We start from the raw sequence: 16,744 nt of genomic DNA on the forward strand, positions 1-16,744 counted from the left end.
ATCCTCCTCAGACCCGGCGACGCTTCGGCGGGCGGCAGCCGTTGTGCGGCTGCGGCGTGACGTCGGAGATCTGCCCGACCTCAAGGCCGGCGGCCTGCAGCGAACGGATGGCGGTCTCCCGGCCGGAACCGGGACCCTTGACGAACACGTCGACCTTGCGCATGCCGTGCTCCATGGCGCGACGGGCGGCCGCTTCCGCCGCGAGCTGCGCGGCGAACGGGGTCGACTTGCGCGAGCCCTTGAAGCCGACCTGCCCGGAAGACGCCCAGGAGATGACCGCACCGGTCGGGTCGGTGATCGACACGATGGTGTTGTTGAAGGTGCTCTTGATGTGCGCCTGCCCGTGGGCGACGTTCTTGCGTTCCTTGCGCCGGACCTTCTTTACAGCGGCCCCAGCGCGTGCCTTCGGTGGCATAAGTCAGTGCGCTCCTATTACTTCCGACCGGGCTTCTTCTTACCGGCGACCGTGCGCTTCGGGCCCTTGCGGGTACGAGCGTTGGTACGGGTCCGCTGGCCCCGGACGGGCAGACCCTTGCGGTGGCGGATACCGGCGTAGCAGCCGATCTCGACCTTGCGGCGGATGTCCGCGGCGACCTCGCGGCGCAGGTCGCCCTCAACCTTGAAGTTGGCCTCGATGTAGTCGCGGAGCTGGACCAGCTCCTCGTCCGTGAGGTCCTTGGCGCGCTTGTTCAGGTCAATCGCGGTAGCGGTCAGTGCCTCGACGGCACGGGTACGGCCGATGCCGTAGATGTAAGTGAGCGCGATCTCCATCCGCTTTTCGCGGGGAAGATCGACGCCGACGAGACGAGCCATTACTGGGCGTACTCCTCGTTGTGATCGCGGAGGTCTGTGCCCGTCCCACCCCACCTGCCCGGGCGGGCCCCGGCCTCCGACCGGGGGTGCAGTCGTGGTCGACCACGACTGGGACGAGCTTCTTCAGTGGTGCGGATCCTGCGCTGGACTCAGCCCTGGCGCTGCTTGTGACGCGGGTCGGTGGAGCAGATGACCATGACCCGGCCGTGCCGCCGGATGACCCGGCAGTTGTTGCAGATCCGCTTGACGCTCGGCTTGACCTTCACGGTTTGCCTTAACTCTCAGTCAGACGGGTTGGGAAACCCCGTGACCCTCGGTTACTTGTAGCGGTAGACGATGCGCCCACGGGTGAGGTCGTACGGCGAAAGCTCGACGACGACCCTGTCCTCGGGAAGGATGCGGATGTAGTGCTGGCGCATCTTCCCAGAGATGTGTGCCAGAACCTTGTGACCATTGGCGAGCTCAACGCGGAACATGGCGTTCGGCAGGGGCTCGATCACTCGGCCTTCAATCTCGATGGCTCCGTCTTTCTTAGGCATGTCCTCCGCTACCTGACATCGGGTTCTTGGGGCAGGCTTTCGTAACGTCGTATCCGGGTCATGACGACCCGAACCAGCCGCGGCTCCCCCCGTCCTCGAAGCGCTTGAGGACATGAGTGAGTAGACGCTACGCGCCAGCGAGCCAGTCTACGCGCCCGTAACAGCGACGCCAAACCGAGGGTTGCGTAACCCGCTGTCGGGCGTGTTCGCGACGGACAACTCGACCATATCGCCTCAGGGGCGGCGTTTGCCGAAGTGCGCGAAGAAGGAGAACACGACCGGGATCAGCACCCAGCCCGGCCAGAAGTACTGGAGATCACCCGAGCCCAGGCTGCCCATCGCCCAGACCAGGGTGCAGACCACGAAAACCCCGAGCATGCCCACATAACCGGGCCGGTCGTCATGCTTCCTGCCCGGCTTCCCAGCCGGCGCGGAAACCTTCTGCCGGGGTACGACCTGCGACTTCTCCACCGGGACAGTGCCGGGCAGGTCGTCGAGGAGGCCGTCCAGATCACCGTAGGTCTTCGCCGCATAGGCCCGCTGGACGCGCTCGTCGTACTCGCTCAGGTCCAGCCGGCCCTCCTCGAGCGCCGCCTTCAGCTGGTCCGCGACCTTCTGACGGTCGCCGTCCCCGGCCCGCATCCCCTTGTACCCCATGCGTCCCAGCATGGCAGGCGGCGGCCACCGGTCCTACGGCTGGCGGGCGGTCACCAATTCACCCAGACGGGCCCGGCCGCCGTCCGGCGCCGTGGTCACCCAGACGCCGTCCGCCAGCAGCGCCATGGTGTGCTCGACGTGCGCCGCGCGGGACCCGTCCCGGGTCACCACGGTCCAGCCGTCCTCCAGCTCCGCGGTCCGCGGCGAGCCCATCGTGATCATCGGTTCGATCGCCAGCGCCAGGCCCACCTCGAGCCGGATGCCGCGACCCGGCTTGCCGTGGTTCAGCACGTGCGGGTCCTGGTGCATCTCGGTACCGATGCCGTGGCCGCCGTAACCGTCGACGATCCCGTACCGGCCCGCCTTGCGGATCGACCGCTCGATGTTGAACGAGATGTCGGTCAGCCGGCCCCGGCCGTTGGCGACTCCGCGCGCCGCCGCCGCGATCCCGGCCCACATCGCGTCCTCGGCCACCTCGGCCATCCGCAGCAGCGCCGGGTCCGTCTCGCCGACCCCGACCGTGATCGCCGAGTCGCCGTGCCAGCCGTCCAGGATCGCACCGCAGTCCAGAGAGATCAGGTCACCCTCCCGGAGCACCTGGCCCGCGCTCGGGATGCCGTGCACCACCTGCTCGTTCACCGACGCGCAGATCGACGCCGGGAAGCCGTGGTAGCCCTTGAACGACGGGACGGCCCCCGCGTCCCGGATCGTCTTCTCCGCGATGGCGTCCAGATCGGCGGTGGAGACGCCCGGAGCGACCGCTGCGCGCATCGCGTCCAGAGCCGCGGCGACGACCAGACCGGCCGCCCGCATCTTCTCGATCTGCTCGGGAGTCTTCAGCTGAATCTTCAGCTCTTGGCGGCGCATGGCGGTGAGCCTAACCTTCTTGTTCTGAAAATGGCGCCGCCCCGGGAGGCCCCGGGGCGGCTCGGTGACTCGGTCGGCGGATCAGCCGCCGTAGGACCGGAGAGCGTCGATCGCGCGCACGGTGACGTCCTCCACCGGCCCGGTGGCGTCGATGCCCACCAGCTTGCCCTGGGCGCCGTAGAAGTCGACCAGGGGCGCGGTCTTGTCCGCGTACTCGACGAGGCGGTTGGCGATCGTCTCGGCCTTGTCGTCGTCGCGCTGGAACAGCTCGCTGCCGCAGCGGTCGCAGGTGTCCGGCTTGCTCGTCGGGTCGAACTCCACGTGCCAGATCTTCCCGCAGCCCCGGCAGGTACGCCGTCCGGACAGCCGCCGGATGACCTCGTCGTCGTCGACCACGAGCTCCATCACGATGTCCAGCGCCGTGCCCAGGTCCGCGAGGAGCTTGTCCAGCGCGGAGGCCTGCGGCACGGTACGCGGGAAGCCGTCCAGCAGGAAGCCGTCGCTCGCGTCCGGCTCGGCGAGCCGGTCGCGCACCATGTTGATGGTCACTTCGTCCGGGACCAGCTGCCCGGCGTCCATGTAGCGCTTGGCCTCGACACCCAGCGGCGTCCCCTGCGACACGTTCGCCCGGAAGATGTCCCCGGTCGAGATCTTCGGTACGGCGAGATGGGCGGCGATGAACTCTGCCTGGGTCCCCTTGCCGGCCCCTGGAGGGCCCACCAGTACCAGCCGCACCTACATCGCCTCGCTTCGGTCCTGAGAAACCACGCCCACCGACGCCAGAGCCCTCCGGCTCCGCGTACCCACTACCGGAGGAACCCTTCGTAGTTCCGCTGCATGAGTTGGCTCTCGATCTGCTTCACCGTCTCCAGACCCACACCCACCATGATCAGCACCGCTGTACCACCGAACGGGAAGTTCTGGTACTGAGCCTGGTTGAGCCAGATGAAGAAGAAGTTCGGCAGGACCGAGATCAGGCCAAGGTACAGCGCACCCGGCAGGGTGATCCGGCTGAGGATGAAGTCCAGGTAGTCGGCGGTCGGCTTGCCCGGGCGGATACCCGGAACGAAACCACCGTACTTCTTCATGTTGTCCGCGACCTCAGTCGGGTTGAACGTGATCGACACGTAGAAGTACGTGAAGAAGATGATCAGGAGGAAGTAGACCGCGATGTACAGCCAGTGGGTCGGGTTCGCCAGATAGTTCTGGATCCAGACCTGGTAGTCCTTGAGGTTGTTCTGGTCGAAGAACTGCAGGTACAGCTGCGGCAGGTAGAGCAGCGAGGAGGCGAAGATGACCGGGACGACACCCGCCTGGTTCACCTTGAGCGGGATGTAGGTGGACGTGCCGCCGTACATGCGCCGGCCGATCATGCGCTTCGCGTACTGCACCGGGATCCGGCGCTGCGCCTGCTCGATGAAGACGACGAGCGCGATGATGACCAGGACCAGGCCGATCACCAGCATGAACTTGGCGGTGCCGCTGGTCTCCTTGATGCTCCAGCCCTCACCGGGAAGGCGGGCCGCGATCGAGGTGAAGATCAGGACGGACATGCCGTTGCCGACGCCACGGTCGGTGATCAGCTCGCCGAGCCACATGACCACGCCGGTGCCGGCCGTCATCGTCATCACGAGGAGGCTCAGGGTGAGCCACATCGGGATGCCGGTGTTCTCGGGGATGATCTGGTACGCCGGGTCGTCCTGGTCGCACATGTTGTTGAACAGCTGACCGGTACGGGCGAGGGCCACGAACGCCGAGGCCTGGAGCACGGCGAGGCCGAGCGTCAGGTAACGCGTGTACTGCGTGATCTTCGCCTGACCGGACTGACCCTCCTTGCGGAGCTGCTCCAGCCGCGGGATCACCACGGTGAGCAGCTGCAGGATGATCGACGCCGTGATGTAGGGCATGATGCCGAGCGCGAACACGGACAACTGTAGGAGCGCGCCACCGCTGAAGAGGTTCAGCAGGTTGAGGACGCCGTTCGTGTCGGACTCGGTGAGCTTGAGACATGCCTGAACGTTGGCGTAGGACACGCCCGGGCTGGGCAATGTGGCACCGAGCCGGTAGATCCCCACAATCGCTACCGTGAAAAGTAGCTTCTTCCGCAGGTCAGGCGTCCGAAGCGCGCTCGAGAAGGCGGACAACAACTGATCCTCCTGCGTGGTCGCCACACTCTGGGTTGCGGTATCCCGGAACTTCGGGCACACATCATTGGGCAGCCGTAGAGGCCGCCAGCGGAGCACTGTATCAGCAAGGCTGAGAGCGCAACCACCGGCATCGTACGGGCCGATGTCCCAGTACAACACAAGTGTCCGGCTTCATGGTTGAAGCGGGTGCTTGCGCGCCCGATCGGAACGCCCGCTCCACCCTACGGTACGAGCCGGAACGTGTCCCCGATCCATCGAAGACAATCACTCTCTTTGCGATGCGGAGCCACCAAAAGGCCCTGAGACGGCCGTCACGGCGCTTTGGCCGCTCACCCGATAGGCGATCCGGCGGCGGCGCGATCGCGGCCTCACGCGCCGCACAGGGCCGTTTACGCCACATCAGGGCAACGGAAGAGGCCGCGGATCCGGGTTGCCCCGGCGCCGCGGCCTCTCACCGTTTCACGCCCTACAGCTCGGTGACGGAACCACCGGCTGCGGCGATCTTCTCCTTGGCCGACTCGCTGAACGCGTGCGCCGAGATGGTCAGCGACACGCCGCCCAGCTCGCCCGAGCCGAGAACCTTCACCGGCCGGCCCTTGCGGACCGCGCCGGCCTGGACGAGCTCGGCCGGGCCGACCTCGCCGCCGTTCGGGAACAGCTCGGCCAGCCGGTCCAGGTTGACCACCTGGAAGACGACCTTGTTGCGGGGCCCGTTGCCCAGACCCTTGACCTTCGGGAGCCGCATGTGGATAGGCATCTGCCCACCCTCGAACGACGCCGGAGTGTTCTTCCGGGCACCGGTTCCCTTGGTACCGCGGCCCGCGGTCTTGCCCTTGGAACCCTCACCACGACCCACGCGGGTCTTGGCGGTCTTCGCACCGGGCGCCGGGCGAAGGTGGTGGACCTTGATCCCCATTACTCGACCTCCTCGACAGTGACGAGGTGGTTCACGGCGAAGATCATGCCCCGAATCTCGGGACGGTCCTCCTTGACCACCACATCGTTGATCCGCTTCAGGCCGAGCGACCGCAGGGACTCCCGCTGGTTCTGCTTACGGCCGATACCGGACCGGATCTGGGTGACCTTCAAGCGCGCCATCAGTGCACCGCCGCTTCCGCACGCGCTGCCAGCATGGCCGCCGGCGCCACGTCCTCGACCGGGAGGCCACGACGCTTCGCGACCATCTCCGGCGACTCGAGGCCCTTCAGAGCGGCCACGGTCGCGTGCACGATGTTGATCGGGTTCGACGAGCCGAGGCTCTTCGACAGGATGTCGTGAATGCCCGCGCACTCGAGCACGGCGCGCACCGGGCCACCGGCGATGACACCGGTACCGGCGGAGGCCGGCTTGAGCAGCACGACGCCGGCCGCCGCCTCACCCGTGATCGGGTGAGGGATGGTCGCGCCGATCCGCGGAACCTTGAAGAAGTGCTTCTTGGCCTCCTCGACGCCCTTGGCGATGGCCGCGGGCACCTCCTTGGCCTTTCCGTAGCCGATGCCGACGGTGCCGTCACCGTCGCCGACGATCACCAGGGCGGTGAAGCTGAAGCGACGACCACCCTTGACGACCTTCGCGACACGGTTGATCGCGACGACCCGCTCCAGGTGCGGGGTCTTCTCGACGGGCGCGTTGCCGCGACCGCCCTCACGGCGGTTGTCCCTGCGGTTGCCACCCTCGGTGTTACCGCCGGACCCGCCGCCTCGGCGCTGCTGACCAGGCATTGGTCAATTCCTCCTAGAACTCGAGTCCGGCTTCGCGAGCGGCGTCCGCGAGCTTGGCGATGCGGCCCGCGTACTTGTTGCCACCCCGGTCGAAGACGACCTTGGAAATTCCCGCGGCCTTGGCCCGCTCCGCGAGCAGAGCACCGACCTTGCCGGACAGCGCGGTCTTGTCGCCCTCGGTGCCCCGGATCGAGGCGTCGAGGGTGGAGGCCGACGCCAGGGTGTGACCCTTGAGGTCGTCGATGATCTGCGCGGTGATGTGCCGCGCGGACCGGGTGACGACCAGGCGAGGACGCTCGGCGGTGCCGCGGACGTTCTTGCGGACCCGGAAGTGCCGACGCGCCTTGCCAACGGCACGCTTGGCGGCGGTCCCGCCGCCGTTGCGGCGCTTGAGCAGCGTGGCGGTCACTTCTTACCTGCCTTTCCAGCCTTGCGGCGGATGACCTCGCCCTGGTACTTGACGCCCTTGCCCTTGTAGGGCTCCGGCGGACGGATCTTGCGAATGTTCGCGGAGATCTCACCCACCAGCTGCTTGTCGATACCGGCGACGGTGAACTGGGTCGGCTTCTCGACCGAGAAGGTGATGCCGGCCGGCGCCGGGACCAGGACCGGGTGCGAGAAGCCGAGGGCGAACTCGAGGTCCTTGCCCTTGGCGGTCACGCGGTAACCGGTGCCGTTGATCTCGAGCGTCTTCTTGTAACCCTCGGTGACGCCGATGATCATGTTGGCGACCAGGGTACGAGAGAGGCCGTGCAGTTCCTTGGCCTTGCGCTCGTCGTTGGGGCGGTTGACGACCAGCTCGCCACCCTCCTGCGAGACCGTGATCGGCTCGGCCACGGTGTGCGAGAGCTCGCCCTTGGGGCCCTTGACCTTGACGGTCTGCCCCGTGATGGTGACGTCGACGCCGGCCGGGACCGGGATCGACTTACGTCCGATTCGCGACATGTCAAAGTCTCCAGTTACCAGACGAAGGCGAGGACTTCCCCGCCAACGCTCCGCTTGCGGGCCTGCTTGTCGGTCAGCAGTCCCTGGGACGTCGAAATGATCGCGACACCGAGGCCACCGAGCACGCGGGGCAGCTCGTCGGACTTGGCGTAAACCCGCAGGCCGGGCTTCGAGACGCGCTTGATGCCGGCGAGGCTGCGCTCGCGGTTCTGGCCGTACTTGAGCTCAACGACCAGACGCTTGCCGACCGCGCCCTCCTCGGGCTCCTCAGACGTCCACGAGGCGATGTAACCCTCGGCCTTGAGGACCTCGGCGATGTTCGCCTTGATCTTCGAGTAGGGCATCGTCACCTTGTCGTGGTACGCCTGGTTGGCGTTACGCAGACGCGTCAGCATGTCTGCGATCGGGTCCGTCATCGTCATGGGTATTCGTCAACCTTTCTCGCCGGGGTTCCCGAGCCGGGCTCAGGCCTACGGCGAAGCGGCATTACATTCGGGTCCGCCTGGTGGCCCGCCGGCGAACGGCGGGCCGCAAGGGGCGGAAGTTACCAGGAGGCCTTGGACACGCCGGGGAGCTCACCGCGGTGGGCCATGTCCCGCACGCAGACCCGGCACAGGCCGAATTTGCGGTACACCGAGTGCGGACGACCGCACTTCTGGCAGCGGGTGTAGGCGCGCACAGCGAACTTGGGCTTCGCGGCAGCCTTCAGGATCAGCGCCTTCTTCGCCATGCTCAGTTCTCCTTGAACGGGAAGCCCAGGAGCTTGAGCAGCGCCCGGCCCTCGTCGTCGGTCGTGGCGGTGGTGACCACCGTGATGTCCATGCCCCGCGGCCGATCGATCTTGTCCTGGTCGATCTCGTGGAACACCGACTGCTCGGTCAGGCCGAACGTGTAGTTACCGTGCCCGTCCAGCTTCCGGCCGTCCAGTCCGCGGAAGTCACGGATACGCGGCAGCGCGATCGACAGCAGCCGGTCCAGGAACTCCCACATCCGGTCGCCGCGGAGGGTGACCTTCGCACCGATCGGCATGCCCTCACGCAGCTTGAACTGCGCGATGGACTTGGTCGCCCGGCGCACCAGCGGCTTCTGGCCGGTGATGGTGGTCAGGTCGCGGACCGCGCCGTCGATCAGCTTGGAGTCCCGGGCAGCCTCGCCGACACCCATGTTCACGACGACCTTGACCAGGCCGGGGATCTGCATGGGGTTGCCGTACTTGAACTGCTCGTTGATGGCCGGCACGACCTCTGCGCGGTACTTCTGCTTGAGGCGCGGCAGCGACTTGGGCTGCGTTACTTCAGTCTGGGTGGCGGCAGTCATCAGAGTTCCTTACCGGTCGTACGCGCGATCCGGACCTTGTTGCCGTTCTCGTCGATCCTGTAGCCGATGCGGGTCGGCTTGCCGTCGCCGTCCAGCACCTGCACGTTCGAGATGTGGATGGGGGCTTCCTGAGTGACGATGCCGCCGGTCTTCGAACCGCGCTGGTTCGTGCGGATGCGCTCGTGCTTCTTGACTCGGTTGACGCCCTCGACCAGGACCTTGTCCTGCCTCGGGAAGGCCGCGATGACCTTGCCCTTGGCACCCTTGTCCTTGCCGGCGATGACGACGACCGTGTCGCCCTTCTTGATCTTCACGGTCAGAGCACCTCCGGCGCCAGGCTGATGATCTTCATGAACCGCTTGTCGCGCAGCTCGCGCCCGACCGGGCCGAAGATGCGGGTGCCGCGGGGGTCCCCGCCGTCCTTGATGATGACGGCGGCGTTCTCGTCGAAACGGATGTACGAGCCGTCCGGGCGCCGCTTCTCCTTGGCGGTGCGAACGACGACAGCCTTGACGACGTCACCCTTCTTCACACCGGCACCCGGGATGGCGTCCTTGACCGTGGCCACGATGACGTCGCCGATGCTCGCGTAACGGCGACCGGAACCGCCGAGTACGCGGATGCACAGGATCTCCCGGGCACCCGTGTTGTCGGCGACGCGCAGTCGCGACTCCTGCTGGATCACGTCTGTCTCCTATGTCTGCCAGTTCTCCGGGCAAACAGGCCCGAAGCTTGGCGGAACGTTCACCCTGCCGTCAGTCCGCCTTTCGGGCGGGTGGCGGGGTGGTTGACGGGCCGCTGGGCCGACCGGAGCCGGCCCAGCGCACTCACTTGGCCTTTTCGAGGATCTCCACGATGCGCCACCGCTTGGTGGCGGAGAGCGGACGAGTCTCCATGATCGAAACCCGGTCGCCAACGCCGGCCGAGTTCTGCTCGTCGTGCACCTTCAGCTTCCGCGTACGGCGGATGACCTTGCCGTACAGGGCGTGCTTGACCCGGTCCTCGACCTCGACGACAACGGTCTTGTCCATCTTGTCGCTGACCACGAGACCCTCACGCACCTTGCGCTGAGCGCGCGGAGCGGCGGTGGTGTTCTCACTCATGCCGTCACCTCATCCGGCGCGACCGAGAGCCCCAGCTCACGCTCACGCATGATCGTGTAGATCTTCGCGATGTCCTTGCGGACGACCTGCAGTCGACGGTGATTGTCGAGCTGCCCGGTCGCGCGCTGCACACGAAGGTTGAACAGCTCCGCCTTGGCCTCCCGCAGCTTCGCGACCAGCTCCTCTTCAGGAAGCTCGCGGAGCTCGGCTGCCTTAACGCCCGCTGCCATCAGCTTTCACCCACTTCGCGCGTCACGATGCGGCACTTCATCGGGAGCTTGTGGATCGCGCGGCGCATCGCCTCACGCGCGACCGTCTCGTTCGGGAAGGACATCTCGAAGAGAATGCGTCCCGGCTTGACGTTCGCCACCCACCACTCCGGAGAACCCTTGCCGGAACCCATCCGGGTCTCAGCCGGCTTCTTGGTCAGGGCCTGGTCCGGGAAGATCGAGATCCAGACCTTGCCGCCACGCTTGATGTGACGGGTCATCGCGATACGCGCCGACTCGATCTGCCGGTTGGTCACGTACGCGGGCTCCAGCGCCTGGATACCGAACTCGCCGAAGACGACCCGGTTGCCGCCCTTGGACGCGCCGTGGCGGTCCGGGTGGTGCGGCTTGCGGAAGCCCTTCGGGGGCTTACGCGGCATCAGCATGGCTCAGCCCTCCTGCTGCGTTTCAGCCGCAGCCGGAGCAGCGGCGGTGTTGTCGGCGGACGCCTGGGCCTGCGCGGCCCGGCCGGCCTCGGTGCCACCCGCGGTCGTGCCGGACGAGCCGGAACGGCCACGACGCGGACGCTCGGCGCGGTCGGCACGGTCCCGGCGCGGGCGAGCCGGCGCCTCGGCGACGACCTCGCGACCCGGAACGGCGTCGCCCTTGTAGATCCAGACCTTCACGCCGATGCGGCCGAACGTGGTACGGGCCTCGAAGAAGCCGTACTCGATGTTGGCCCGCAGCGTGTGCAGCGGAACGCGACCCTCACGGTAGAACTCCGTGCGGCTCATCTCCGCGCCGCCGAGGCGGCCGGAGACCTGCACCCGGATGCCCTTGCAGATCGGGTTCTTCATGGCGGACTGCATCGCCTTGCGCATCGCGCGACGGAAGCTGACCCGGGAGGACAGCTGCTCGGCGACACCCTGCGCGACCAGCTGGGCATCCGACTCGGGGTTCTTGACCTCGAGGATGTTCAGCTGGACCTGCTTGCCGGTGAGCTTCTCGAGCTTCCCGCGGATCTTGTCGGCCTCCGCACCCTTACGGCCGATGACGATGCCCGGCCGGGCGGTGTGGATGTCGACGCGGACCCGGTCCCGGGTGCGCTCGATGTCCACCTTGGAGATGCCGGCACGCTCAAGCCCCTGGGACATCATGCGGCGGATCTTGACATCCTCGCCGATGTAGTCCTTGTAGAGCTTGTCCGCGAACCAGCGGCTTCTCCAGTCGGTGGAAATGCCGAGGCGGAACCCGGTGGGGTGAACCTTCTGACCCATTACTCGGCACCCTCCGTGCTCTGGGACTCGGCCTTCGGCGCGGCCTTCTTGGCCGCTGCCTTCTTCGCCGGGCGGGCCACCTGGACCGCCTCGACCGCGATGGTGATGTGACACGTGCGCTTGCGGATCCGGTACGCCCGGCCCTGCGCCCGCGGACGGAACCGCTTGAGGGTCGGACCCTCGTCGACGAACGCCTCGCTCACGAGGAGAGCGTCGGGGTCGAGCCGCTCGTTGTTCTCCGCGTTCGCGACGGCGCTGGCGAGGACCTTGTAGACCTGCTCGCTAGCGGCCTGCGGCGCGAACTGCAGGACGGTGAGCGCCTCCTTCGCGGGCAGACCGCGGACGAGGTTGACCACCCGGCGCGCCTTGTTCGGCGAGATGCGCACGTGCCGCGCAACCGCCCGCGCGCCCGGAAGCACCGGAGCGTCGCCCTTGACTGGCATCGCTGTAGCTCCTAATTCCTCAGATCCGTGTATCTGCTTAGCGACGACGGCTCTTGCGGTCGTCCTTCTCGTGACCCTTGAACGTACGGGTCAGAGCGAACTCGCCGAGCTTGTGCCCGACCATCGCCTCGGTGACGAAGACCGGGACGTGCTTGCGCCCGTCGTGCACAGCGATCGTGTGCCCGAGCATGTCGGGGATGATCGTCGAGCGCCGCGACCAGGTCTTGATGACGTTCTTCGAGTTCTTCTCGTTCTGGACTTCCACCTTCTTGAGCAGGTGGTCGTCGACGAACGGGCCCTTTTTGAGGCTGCGAGGCATCTTTAACTCCCGTTACCCGCGCTTGCGGGTGGCGTAGCGGCGGCGAACGATCAGCTTGTCGCTCTCCTGGCCCTTGCGGCGGGTACGGCCCTCCGGCTTACCAGCCGGGTTGACCGGGTGGCGGCCACCGGAGGTCTTACCCTCACCACCACCGTGCGGGTGGTCGATCGGGTTCATGGCGACACCACGGACGGTCGGGCGCTTGCCCTTCCACCGCATACGGCCGGCCTTACCCCAGTTGATGTTCGACTGCTCGGCGTTGCCGATCTCGCCGACCGTCGCGCGGCAGCGGATGTCGACACGACGAATCTCACCGGAGGGCATACGCAGCGTGGCGTACGCGCCCTCACGGCCGAGCAGCTGAATGCCGACGCCGGCCGAACGGGCCAGCTTGGCGCCGCCGCCGGGACGAAGCTCCACACCGTGGACCGTCGTACCGACCGGGATGTTGCGCAGGGGCAGGTTGTTGCCCGGCTTGATGTCCGCGCCCACGCCGGACTCGACGCGGTCGCCCTGCTTGAGGTCCTTCGGCGCGAGGATGTAGCGCTTCTCGCCGTCGGCGTAGTGCAGCAGAGCGATACGGGAGGTGCGGTTCGGGTCGTACTCGATGTGAGCGACCTTGGCCGGCACGCCGTCCTTGTCGTTCCGCTTGAAGTCGATGAGCCGGTACTGCCGCTTGTGGCCACCGCCCTGGTGCCGCGTGGTGATGCGGCCGTGGACGTTGCGACCACCCTTCTTGGGCAGCGGAACCAGCAGAGACTTCTCCGGGGTGGACCGGGTGATCTCGGCGAAGTCGGCGACGCTGGAGCCGCGACGGCCCGGCGTGGTCGGCTTGTACTTACGGATTGCCATGATTCACAAACCCCTTAGCTGACCGGGCCGCCGAAGGCCTCGATACGGTCACCGTCAGCCAGCTTCACCATCGCGCGCTTGGTGGCCTTACGCTGCCCCCACCCGCTGCGGGTGCGCTTGCGCTTGCCCTCGCGGTTCGCGGTGTTCACGGTCAGCACGCGGACGTTGAAGATCTGCTGGATCGCGATCTTGATCTGGGTCTTGTTCGCGTCCGGACGGACCTCGAACGTGTACCAGTTCTGGTCGAGAACGCTGTAGCTCTTCTCGGAGACCACCGGGGCGACGATGATGTCGCGCGGGTCGGCGATCGTGCTCACTTGTCGCCCTCCTCGGACTTCTCGGACCCGCCCAGGAACTCGTCGAGCGCGGTCTTCGTGAAGACCACCTCGTCGGCGACCAGCACGTCGTAGGTGTTGAGCTGGCCGGCCTCGATGAGGTGGACGGTCGGCTCGTTGCGCAGCGACACCCAGTTCAGCTCGTCCTGGCTGTCCAGAACGACCAGCACCTTGGTGGTCTGGGCGACCTTGCGCAGCGTCGCGATCGCGGTCTTCGTCGACGGCTTCTCGCCGCTGACGAACGACTCGACCACGTGTACGCGGTTCTCACGTGCCCGGTCCGAGAGGGCGCCACGCAGAGCGGCGGCCTTCATCTTCTTGGGGGTCCGCTGGCTGTAGTCGCGCGGCACGGGACCGTGCACGACGCCACCACCGGTGAACTGCGGCGCCCGGATCGAGCCCTGACGGGCGCGGCCGGTGCCCTTCTGCTTGTACGGCTTCTTGCCGCCGCCGGCGACCTCGCCGCGCGTCTTGGCCTTGTGCGTGCCCTGCCGGGCCGCGGCCAGCTGCGCCACGACGACCTGGTGCATCAGCGGAATGTTCGCCTGCACGTCGAAGACGCCGGCGGGAAGCTCGACCGAGCCGGACTTCGCGCCCTCGGCGTTGATCACGTCAACCGAGCTCACTTGGCACCGCCCTTCTTCGCCGCGCTACGGACCAGGATGAGCGCGCCCTTGGGGCCGGGAACAGCGCCCCGGACCAGGATGAGGTTGCGCTCGGTGTCGACCGCCTGGATGACCAGGTTCTGCACCGTGAAGCGCTTGCCACCCATCCGGCCGGCCATCTTGACGCCCTTGAAGACGCGGCCGGGCGTGGCGCAGGCGCCGATCGAGCCGGGCGAGCGGTGCTTACGCTCGACACCGTGGCTCGCGCGCAGACCGTGGAAGCCGTGCCGCTTCATGACACCGGCGTAGCCCTTGCCCTTGGTCTTGCCGGTGACGTCGATCGGCTGGCCGACCGCGAACGCCTCGACGGTGACCTCCTGGCCGAGCTCGTACTCGCCGGCGTCGACGGTGCGCAGCTCCACGACGTGACGGCGCGGCGAGACGCCCGCCTTCTCGAAGTGGCCGCTCTCCGGCTTGTTGACCTTGCGCGGGTCGATGGCGCCGTACGCCAACTGGACAGCCGAGTAGCCGTCCTTCTCATCGGTGCGGACCTGAGTCACGACGCACGGGCCGGCCTGAACCACGGTCACCGGGACGACCTTGTTGTTGTCCCAGACCTGGGTCATGCCGAGCTTGGCGCCCAGGATCCCCTTAACTTGCCTGTCCATTAGTCGCGATCCCTACAGCTTGATCTCGATGTCGACGCCAGCCGGCAGGTCGAGGCGCATGAGCGAGTCGACCGTCTTCGGAGTCGGGTCGATGATGTCGATCAGACGCTTGTGCGTGCGCATCTCGAAGTGCTCGCGCGAGTCCTTGTACTTGTGCGGCGAACGGATCACGCAGAAACGGTTGATCTCCGTGGGCAGCGGCACCGGGCCCGCGACCTGCGCCCCGGTACGCGTCACCGTCTCGACGATCTTCCGCGCCGAGGAGTCGACGACCTCGTGGTCATAGGCCTTGAGCCGGATGCGGATCTTCTGTCCCGCCATGGTGGCTTCTGTTTCCTTCTCTCGATGCCGCTACCTGCGGAAGCGGGTTGACCTCCGCATGCCCGCAGGACGGTTGATCCTGCGTTGTCCGACCCCCGCGGTCGGGCGTGTCGCGCCCCTTGGCATAAGGAACCCACGCAGAGTGCTGGGCACTCCAGTCGATCACGGGGATCTGAGGTGTCCCTGGGTGGCAGAGGAACACACCCGGACACCCGGCGAGGGTGGGCGCCTGATCTAGCAGTACAACCTGCCGACAGGAACCCACCCCGCGCGGACGCAACCTGACTAGTATGCCGGATCGAATCCGACATTGCTAATCGGGGTCACCATTGAGGGTTGCTCACGACAAAAGGCGTCGTGAACAACCCTCTGAATCACTTGATGATCTTCGTGACCGTTCCGGCGCCGACGGTGCGGCCACCCTCACGGATCGCGAACTTCAGGCCCTGCTCCATGGCGATCGGCTGGATCAGCTTCACGGACATGGAGGTGGAGTCGCCGGGCATGACCATCTCGGTGCCCTCGGGCAGCGTGACGACGCCGGTGACGTCCGTGGTGCGGAAGTAGAACTGCGGGCGGTAGTTCTGGAAGAACGGGGTGTGCCGGCCGCCCTCCTCCTTCGAGAGGATGTAGACCTGGCCCTCGAACTCCGTGTGCGGAGTCGTGGTGCCCGGCTTCACGACGACCATGCCGCGCTCGACGTCCTCGCGCTTGATGCCGCGGAGCAGCAGGCCGACGTTCTCACCCGCGCGGGCCTCGTCGAGCAGCTTGCGGAACATCTCGATGCCGGTGCAGACGGTCTTGGTCGACTTCTCGCGGATACCGACGATCTCGACCTCCTCGTTCGGCTTGAGGATGCCACGCTCGGCGCGACCGGTCACCACGGTGCCACGGCCGGTGATCGTGAAGACGTCCTCGATCGGCATGAGGAACGGCTTCTCGGTCTCACGCTCGGGCTGCGGGATCGCGGTGTCGACCGCGTTCATCAGCTCCATGAGCTTGCCGGTCCACTCCGGGTCGCCCTCGAGCGCCTTGAGCGCCGACACGCGCACGACCGGCAGGTCGTCGCCCGGGAACTCGTAGGTGCTCAGCAGCTCGCGGACCTCGAGCTCGACGAGCTCCAGGAGCTCCTCGTCCTCGACCATGTCGCTCTTGTTCAGGGCGACGACGATGTACGGAACGCCGACCTGGCGGGCCAGGAGCACGTGCTCCTTGGTCTGCGGCATCGGGCCGTCGGTCGCGGCGACCACCAGGATGGCGCCGTCCATCTGCGCCGCACCGGTGATCATGTTCTTGATGTAGTCGGCGTGACCGGGGCAGTCCACGTGCGCGTAGTGGCGCGCCGCGGTCTGGTACTCGACGTGCGCGATCGAGATCGTGATGCCGCGGGCCTTCTCCTCCGGCGCCTTGTCGATCTCGTCGAACGGGGTGTACGGGTTCAGGTCCGGGAACTCGTCGTGCAGGACCTTCGTGATGGCCGCAGTCAGCGTCGTCTTACCGTGGTCGATGTGACCAATGGTGCCGATGTTGACGTGCGGCTTAGTCCGCTCGAACTTCGCCTTCGCCACTGGTGTCCTCCTGTGGACTGATCATTTCTTTTCGCCCG

Annotated in this window: 30 protein-coding genes; all 30 read right to left on the reverse strand. The window is 66.8% G+C overall.

Annotated elements, in window-relative coordinates; all coding sequences use genetic code 11:
* Positions 1 to 7: 7 nt before the first annotated feature.
* The 30 genes from rpsK to tuf all read right to left on the reverse strand — a co-directional run bounded on the left by rpsK (position 8) and on the right by tuf (position 16,706).
* Positions 8 to 415 carry a 30S ribosomal protein S11 gene (gene rpsK, locus AB0I88_RS06150; protein ID WP_014440747.1) on the reverse strand — a complete coding sequence of 136 codons (408 nt, stop codon included), beginning with the start codon at positions 413 to 415 and terminating at the stop codon, positions 8 to 10.
* 17 nt (positions 416 to 432) lie between these two features.
* A complete protein-coding gene (gene rpsM / locus AB0I88_RS06155) occupies positions 433 to 813 on the reverse strand; it encodes a 30S ribosomal protein S13 (RefSeq protein ID WP_361019056.1) in 381 nt (126 codons plus the stop codon).
* Between the two features lie 149 nt (positions 814 to 962).
* Positions 963 to 1,079, reverse strand: coding sequence for a 50S ribosomal protein L36 (gene rpmJ, locus AB0I88_RS06160; RefSeq protein ID WP_014440745.1), 117 nt, complete (start codon positions 1,077 to 1,079; stop codon positions 963 to 965).
* A 51-nt stretch (positions 1,080 to 1,130) separates the two neighbouring features.
* Positions 1,131 to 1,352, reverse strand: a complete 222-nt coding sequence (gene infA / locus AB0I88_RS06165; protein WP_007073013.1) for a translation initiation factor IF-1 — start codon at positions 1,350 to 1,352, stop codon at positions 1,131 to 1,133.
* A gap of 234 nt (positions 1,353 to 1,586) precedes the next feature.
* Positions 1,587 to 2,009 (reverse strand): DUF1707 domain-containing protein, encoded by a 423-nt coding sequence (locus AB0I88_RS06170; protein WP_361019059.1) that lies wholly within the window; start codon positions 2,007 to 2,009, stop codon positions 1,587 to 1,589.
* Positions 2,010 to 2,042: 33 nt separating this feature from the next.
* Positions 2,043 to 2,876, reverse strand: a complete 834-nt coding sequence (map, locus tag AB0I88_RS06175) for a type I methionyl aminopeptidase (RefSeq protein ID WP_361019063.1) — start codon at positions 2,874 to 2,876, stop codon at positions 2,043 to 2,045.
* 81 nt (positions 2,877 to 2,957) lie between these two features.
* Complete coding sequence (locus AB0I88_RS06180) at positions 2,958 to 3,611, reverse strand: adenylate kinase (protein ID WP_361019066.1); 654 nt, start codon at positions 3,609 to 3,611, stop codon at positions 2,958 to 2,960.
* Between the two features lie 71 nt (positions 3,612 to 3,682).
* Positions 3,683 to 5,023: a preprotein translocase subunit SecY gene (gene secY, locus AB0I88_RS06185; protein WP_361019069.1), complete on the reverse strand. Its 1,341-nt coding sequence runs from the start codon at positions 5,021 to 5,023 to the stop codon at positions 3,683 to 3,685.
* Between the two features lie 466 nt (positions 5,024 to 5,489).
* Positions 5,490 to 5,939 carry a 50S ribosomal protein L15 gene (gene rplO / locus AB0I88_RS06190; RefSeq protein ID WP_361019072.1) on the reverse strand — a complete coding sequence of 150 codons (450 nt, stop codon included), beginning with the start codon at positions 5,937 to 5,939 and terminating at the stop codon, positions 5,490 to 5,492.
* The gene (rpmD, locus tag AB0I88_RS06195; protein ID WP_183222841.1) at positions 5,939 to 6,121 is read right to left on the reverse strand and encodes a 50S ribosomal protein L30; all 183 of its coding nucleotides are present in this window, start codon (positions 6,119 to 6,121) and stop codon (positions 5,939 to 5,941) included. The genes rplO and rpmD overlap by 1 nt, the downstream gene beginning before the upstream one ends.
* Positions 6,121 to 6,744, reverse strand: a complete 624-nt coding sequence (gene rpsE / locus AB0I88_RS06200; RefSeq protein ID WP_106315548.1) for a 30S ribosomal protein S5 — start codon at positions 6,742 to 6,744, stop codon at positions 6,121 to 6,123. The genes rpmD and rpsE overlap by 1 nt, the downstream gene beginning before the upstream one ends.
* Positions 6,745 to 6,757: 13 nt before the next feature.
* The gene (gene rplR, locus AB0I88_RS06205) at positions 6,758 to 7,141 is read right to left on the reverse strand and encodes a 50S ribosomal protein L18 (RefSeq protein ID WP_361019431.1); all 384 of its coding nucleotides are present in this window, start codon (positions 7,139 to 7,141) and stop codon (positions 6,758 to 6,760) included.
* A gap of 8 nt (positions 7,142 to 7,149) precedes the next feature.
* Positions 7,150 to 7,689, reverse strand: a complete 540-nt coding sequence (gene rplF / locus AB0I88_RS06210) for a 50S ribosomal protein L6 (protein WP_361019077.1) — start codon at positions 7,687 to 7,689, stop codon at positions 7,150 to 7,152.
* A 14-nt stretch (positions 7,690 to 7,703) separates the two neighbouring features.
* Entirely contained in the window at positions 7,704 to 8,111 is a 408-nt protein-coding gene (gene rpsH, locus AB0I88_RS06215) for a 30S ribosomal protein S8 (protein ID WP_014440735.1), read from the reverse strand.
* A 122-nt stretch (positions 8,112 to 8,233) separates the two neighbouring features.
* A complete protein-coding gene (locus AB0I88_RS06220) occupies positions 8,234 to 8,419 on the reverse strand; it encodes a type Z 30S ribosomal protein S14 (RefSeq protein ID WP_020513598.1) in 186 nt (61 codons plus the stop codon).
* A 2-nt stretch (positions 8,420 to 8,421) separates the two neighbouring features.
* Positions 8,422 to 9,006: a 50S ribosomal protein L5 gene (gene rplE / locus AB0I88_RS06225; RefSeq protein WP_361019080.1), complete on the reverse strand. Its 585-nt coding sequence runs from the start codon at positions 9,004 to 9,006 to the stop codon at positions 8,422 to 8,424.
* Positions 9,006 to 9,326 carry a 50S ribosomal protein L24 gene (gene rplX / locus AB0I88_RS06230; protein ID WP_361019435.1) on the reverse strand — a complete coding sequence of 107 codons (321 nt, stop codon included), beginning with the start codon at positions 9,324 to 9,326 and terminating at the stop codon, positions 9,006 to 9,008. Before rplX ends, rplE begins: the two co-directional genes overlap by 1 nt.
* On the reverse strand, positions 9,323 to 9,691 hold the full coding sequence (gene rplN / locus AB0I88_RS06235; protein WP_007073026.1) for a 50S ribosomal protein L14: 369 nt from the start codon (positions 9,689 to 9,691) through the stop codon (positions 9,323 to 9,325). The genes rplX and rplN overlap by 4 nt, the downstream gene beginning before the upstream one ends.
* Positions 9,692 to 9,833: 142 nt before the next feature.
* Complete coding sequence (gene rpsQ / locus AB0I88_RS06240) at positions 9,834 to 10,109, reverse strand: 30S ribosomal protein S17 (RefSeq protein ID WP_361019083.1); 276 nt, start codon at positions 10,107 to 10,109, stop codon at positions 9,834 to 9,836.
* Entirely contained in the window at positions 10,106 to 10,339 is a 234-nt protein-coding gene (gene rpmC, locus AB0I88_RS06245) for a 50S ribosomal protein L29 (RefSeq protein WP_183222837.1), read from the reverse strand. Before rpmC ends, rpsQ begins: the two co-directional genes overlap by 4 nt.
* Positions 10,339 to 10,764, reverse strand: coding sequence for a 50S ribosomal protein L16 (gene rplP / locus AB0I88_RS06250; protein ID WP_014687763.1), 426 nt, complete (start codon positions 10,762 to 10,764; stop codon positions 10,339 to 10,341). The genes rpmC and rplP overlap by 1 nt, the downstream gene beginning before the upstream one ends.
* Before the next feature lie 3 nt (positions 10,765 to 10,767).
* A complete protein-coding gene (gene rpsC / locus AB0I88_RS06255) occupies positions 10,768 to 11,595 on the reverse strand; it encodes a 30S ribosomal protein S3 (RefSeq protein WP_188120959.1) in 828 nt (275 codons plus the stop codon).
* Positions 11,595 to 12,038, reverse strand: a complete 444-nt coding sequence (gene rplV, locus AB0I88_RS06260; protein ID WP_361019087.1) for a 50S ribosomal protein L22 — start codon at positions 12,036 to 12,038, stop codon at positions 11,595 to 11,597. Before rplV ends, rpsC begins: the two co-directional genes overlap by 1 nt.
* 37 nt (positions 12,039 to 12,075) lie before the next feature.
* On the reverse strand, positions 12,076 to 12,357 hold the full coding sequence (rpsS, locus tag AB0I88_RS06265) for a 30S ribosomal protein S19 (RefSeq protein WP_014687760.1): 282 nt from the start codon (positions 12,355 to 12,357) through the stop codon (positions 12,076 to 12,078).
* A 12-nt stretch (positions 12,358 to 12,369) separates the two neighbouring features.
* Complete coding sequence (gene rplB / locus AB0I88_RS06270; RefSeq protein WP_361019090.1) at positions 12,370 to 13,209, reverse strand: 50S ribosomal protein L2; 840 nt, start codon at positions 13,207 to 13,209, stop codon at positions 12,370 to 12,372.
* Positions 13,210 to 13,223: 14 nt separating this feature from the next.
* The gene (gene rplW, locus AB0I88_RS06275; protein WP_106315557.1) at positions 13,224 to 13,526 is read right to left on the reverse strand and encodes a 50S ribosomal protein L23; all 303 of its coding nucleotides are present in this window, start codon (positions 13,524 to 13,526) and stop codon (positions 13,224 to 13,226) included.
* Complete coding sequence (gene rplD / locus AB0I88_RS06280) at positions 13,523 to 14,170, reverse strand: 50S ribosomal protein L4 (protein ID WP_361019093.1); 648 nt, start codon at positions 14,168 to 14,170, stop codon at positions 13,523 to 13,525. Before rplD ends, rplW begins: the two co-directional genes overlap by 4 nt.
* A complete protein-coding gene (gene rplC, locus AB0I88_RS06285; protein WP_361019096.1) occupies positions 14,167 to 14,817 on the reverse strand; it encodes a 50S ribosomal protein L3 in 651 nt (216 codons plus the stop codon). Before rplC ends, rplD begins: the two co-directional genes overlap by 4 nt.
* 12 nt (positions 14,818 to 14,829) lie before the next feature.
* On the reverse strand, positions 14,830 to 15,138 hold the full coding sequence (rpsJ, locus tag AB0I88_RS06290; RefSeq protein ID WP_007073037.1) for a 30S ribosomal protein S10: 309 nt from the start codon (positions 15,136 to 15,138) through the stop codon (positions 14,830 to 14,832).
* 374 nt (positions 15,139 to 15,512) lie between these two features.
* Positions 15,513 to 16,706 (reverse strand): elongation factor Tu, encoded by a 1,194-nt coding sequence (gene tuf, locus AB0I88_RS06295; protein ID WP_361019099.1) that lies wholly within the window; start codon positions 16,704 to 16,706, stop codon positions 15,513 to 15,515.
* Positions 16,707 to 16,744: the final 38 nt, after the last annotated feature.

It is taken from the genome of Actinoplanes sp. NPDC049802, from assembly GCF_040656595.1.
Classification (GTDB): Bacteria; Actinomycetota; Actinomycetes; order Mycobacteriales; family Micromonosporaceae; genus Actinoplanes.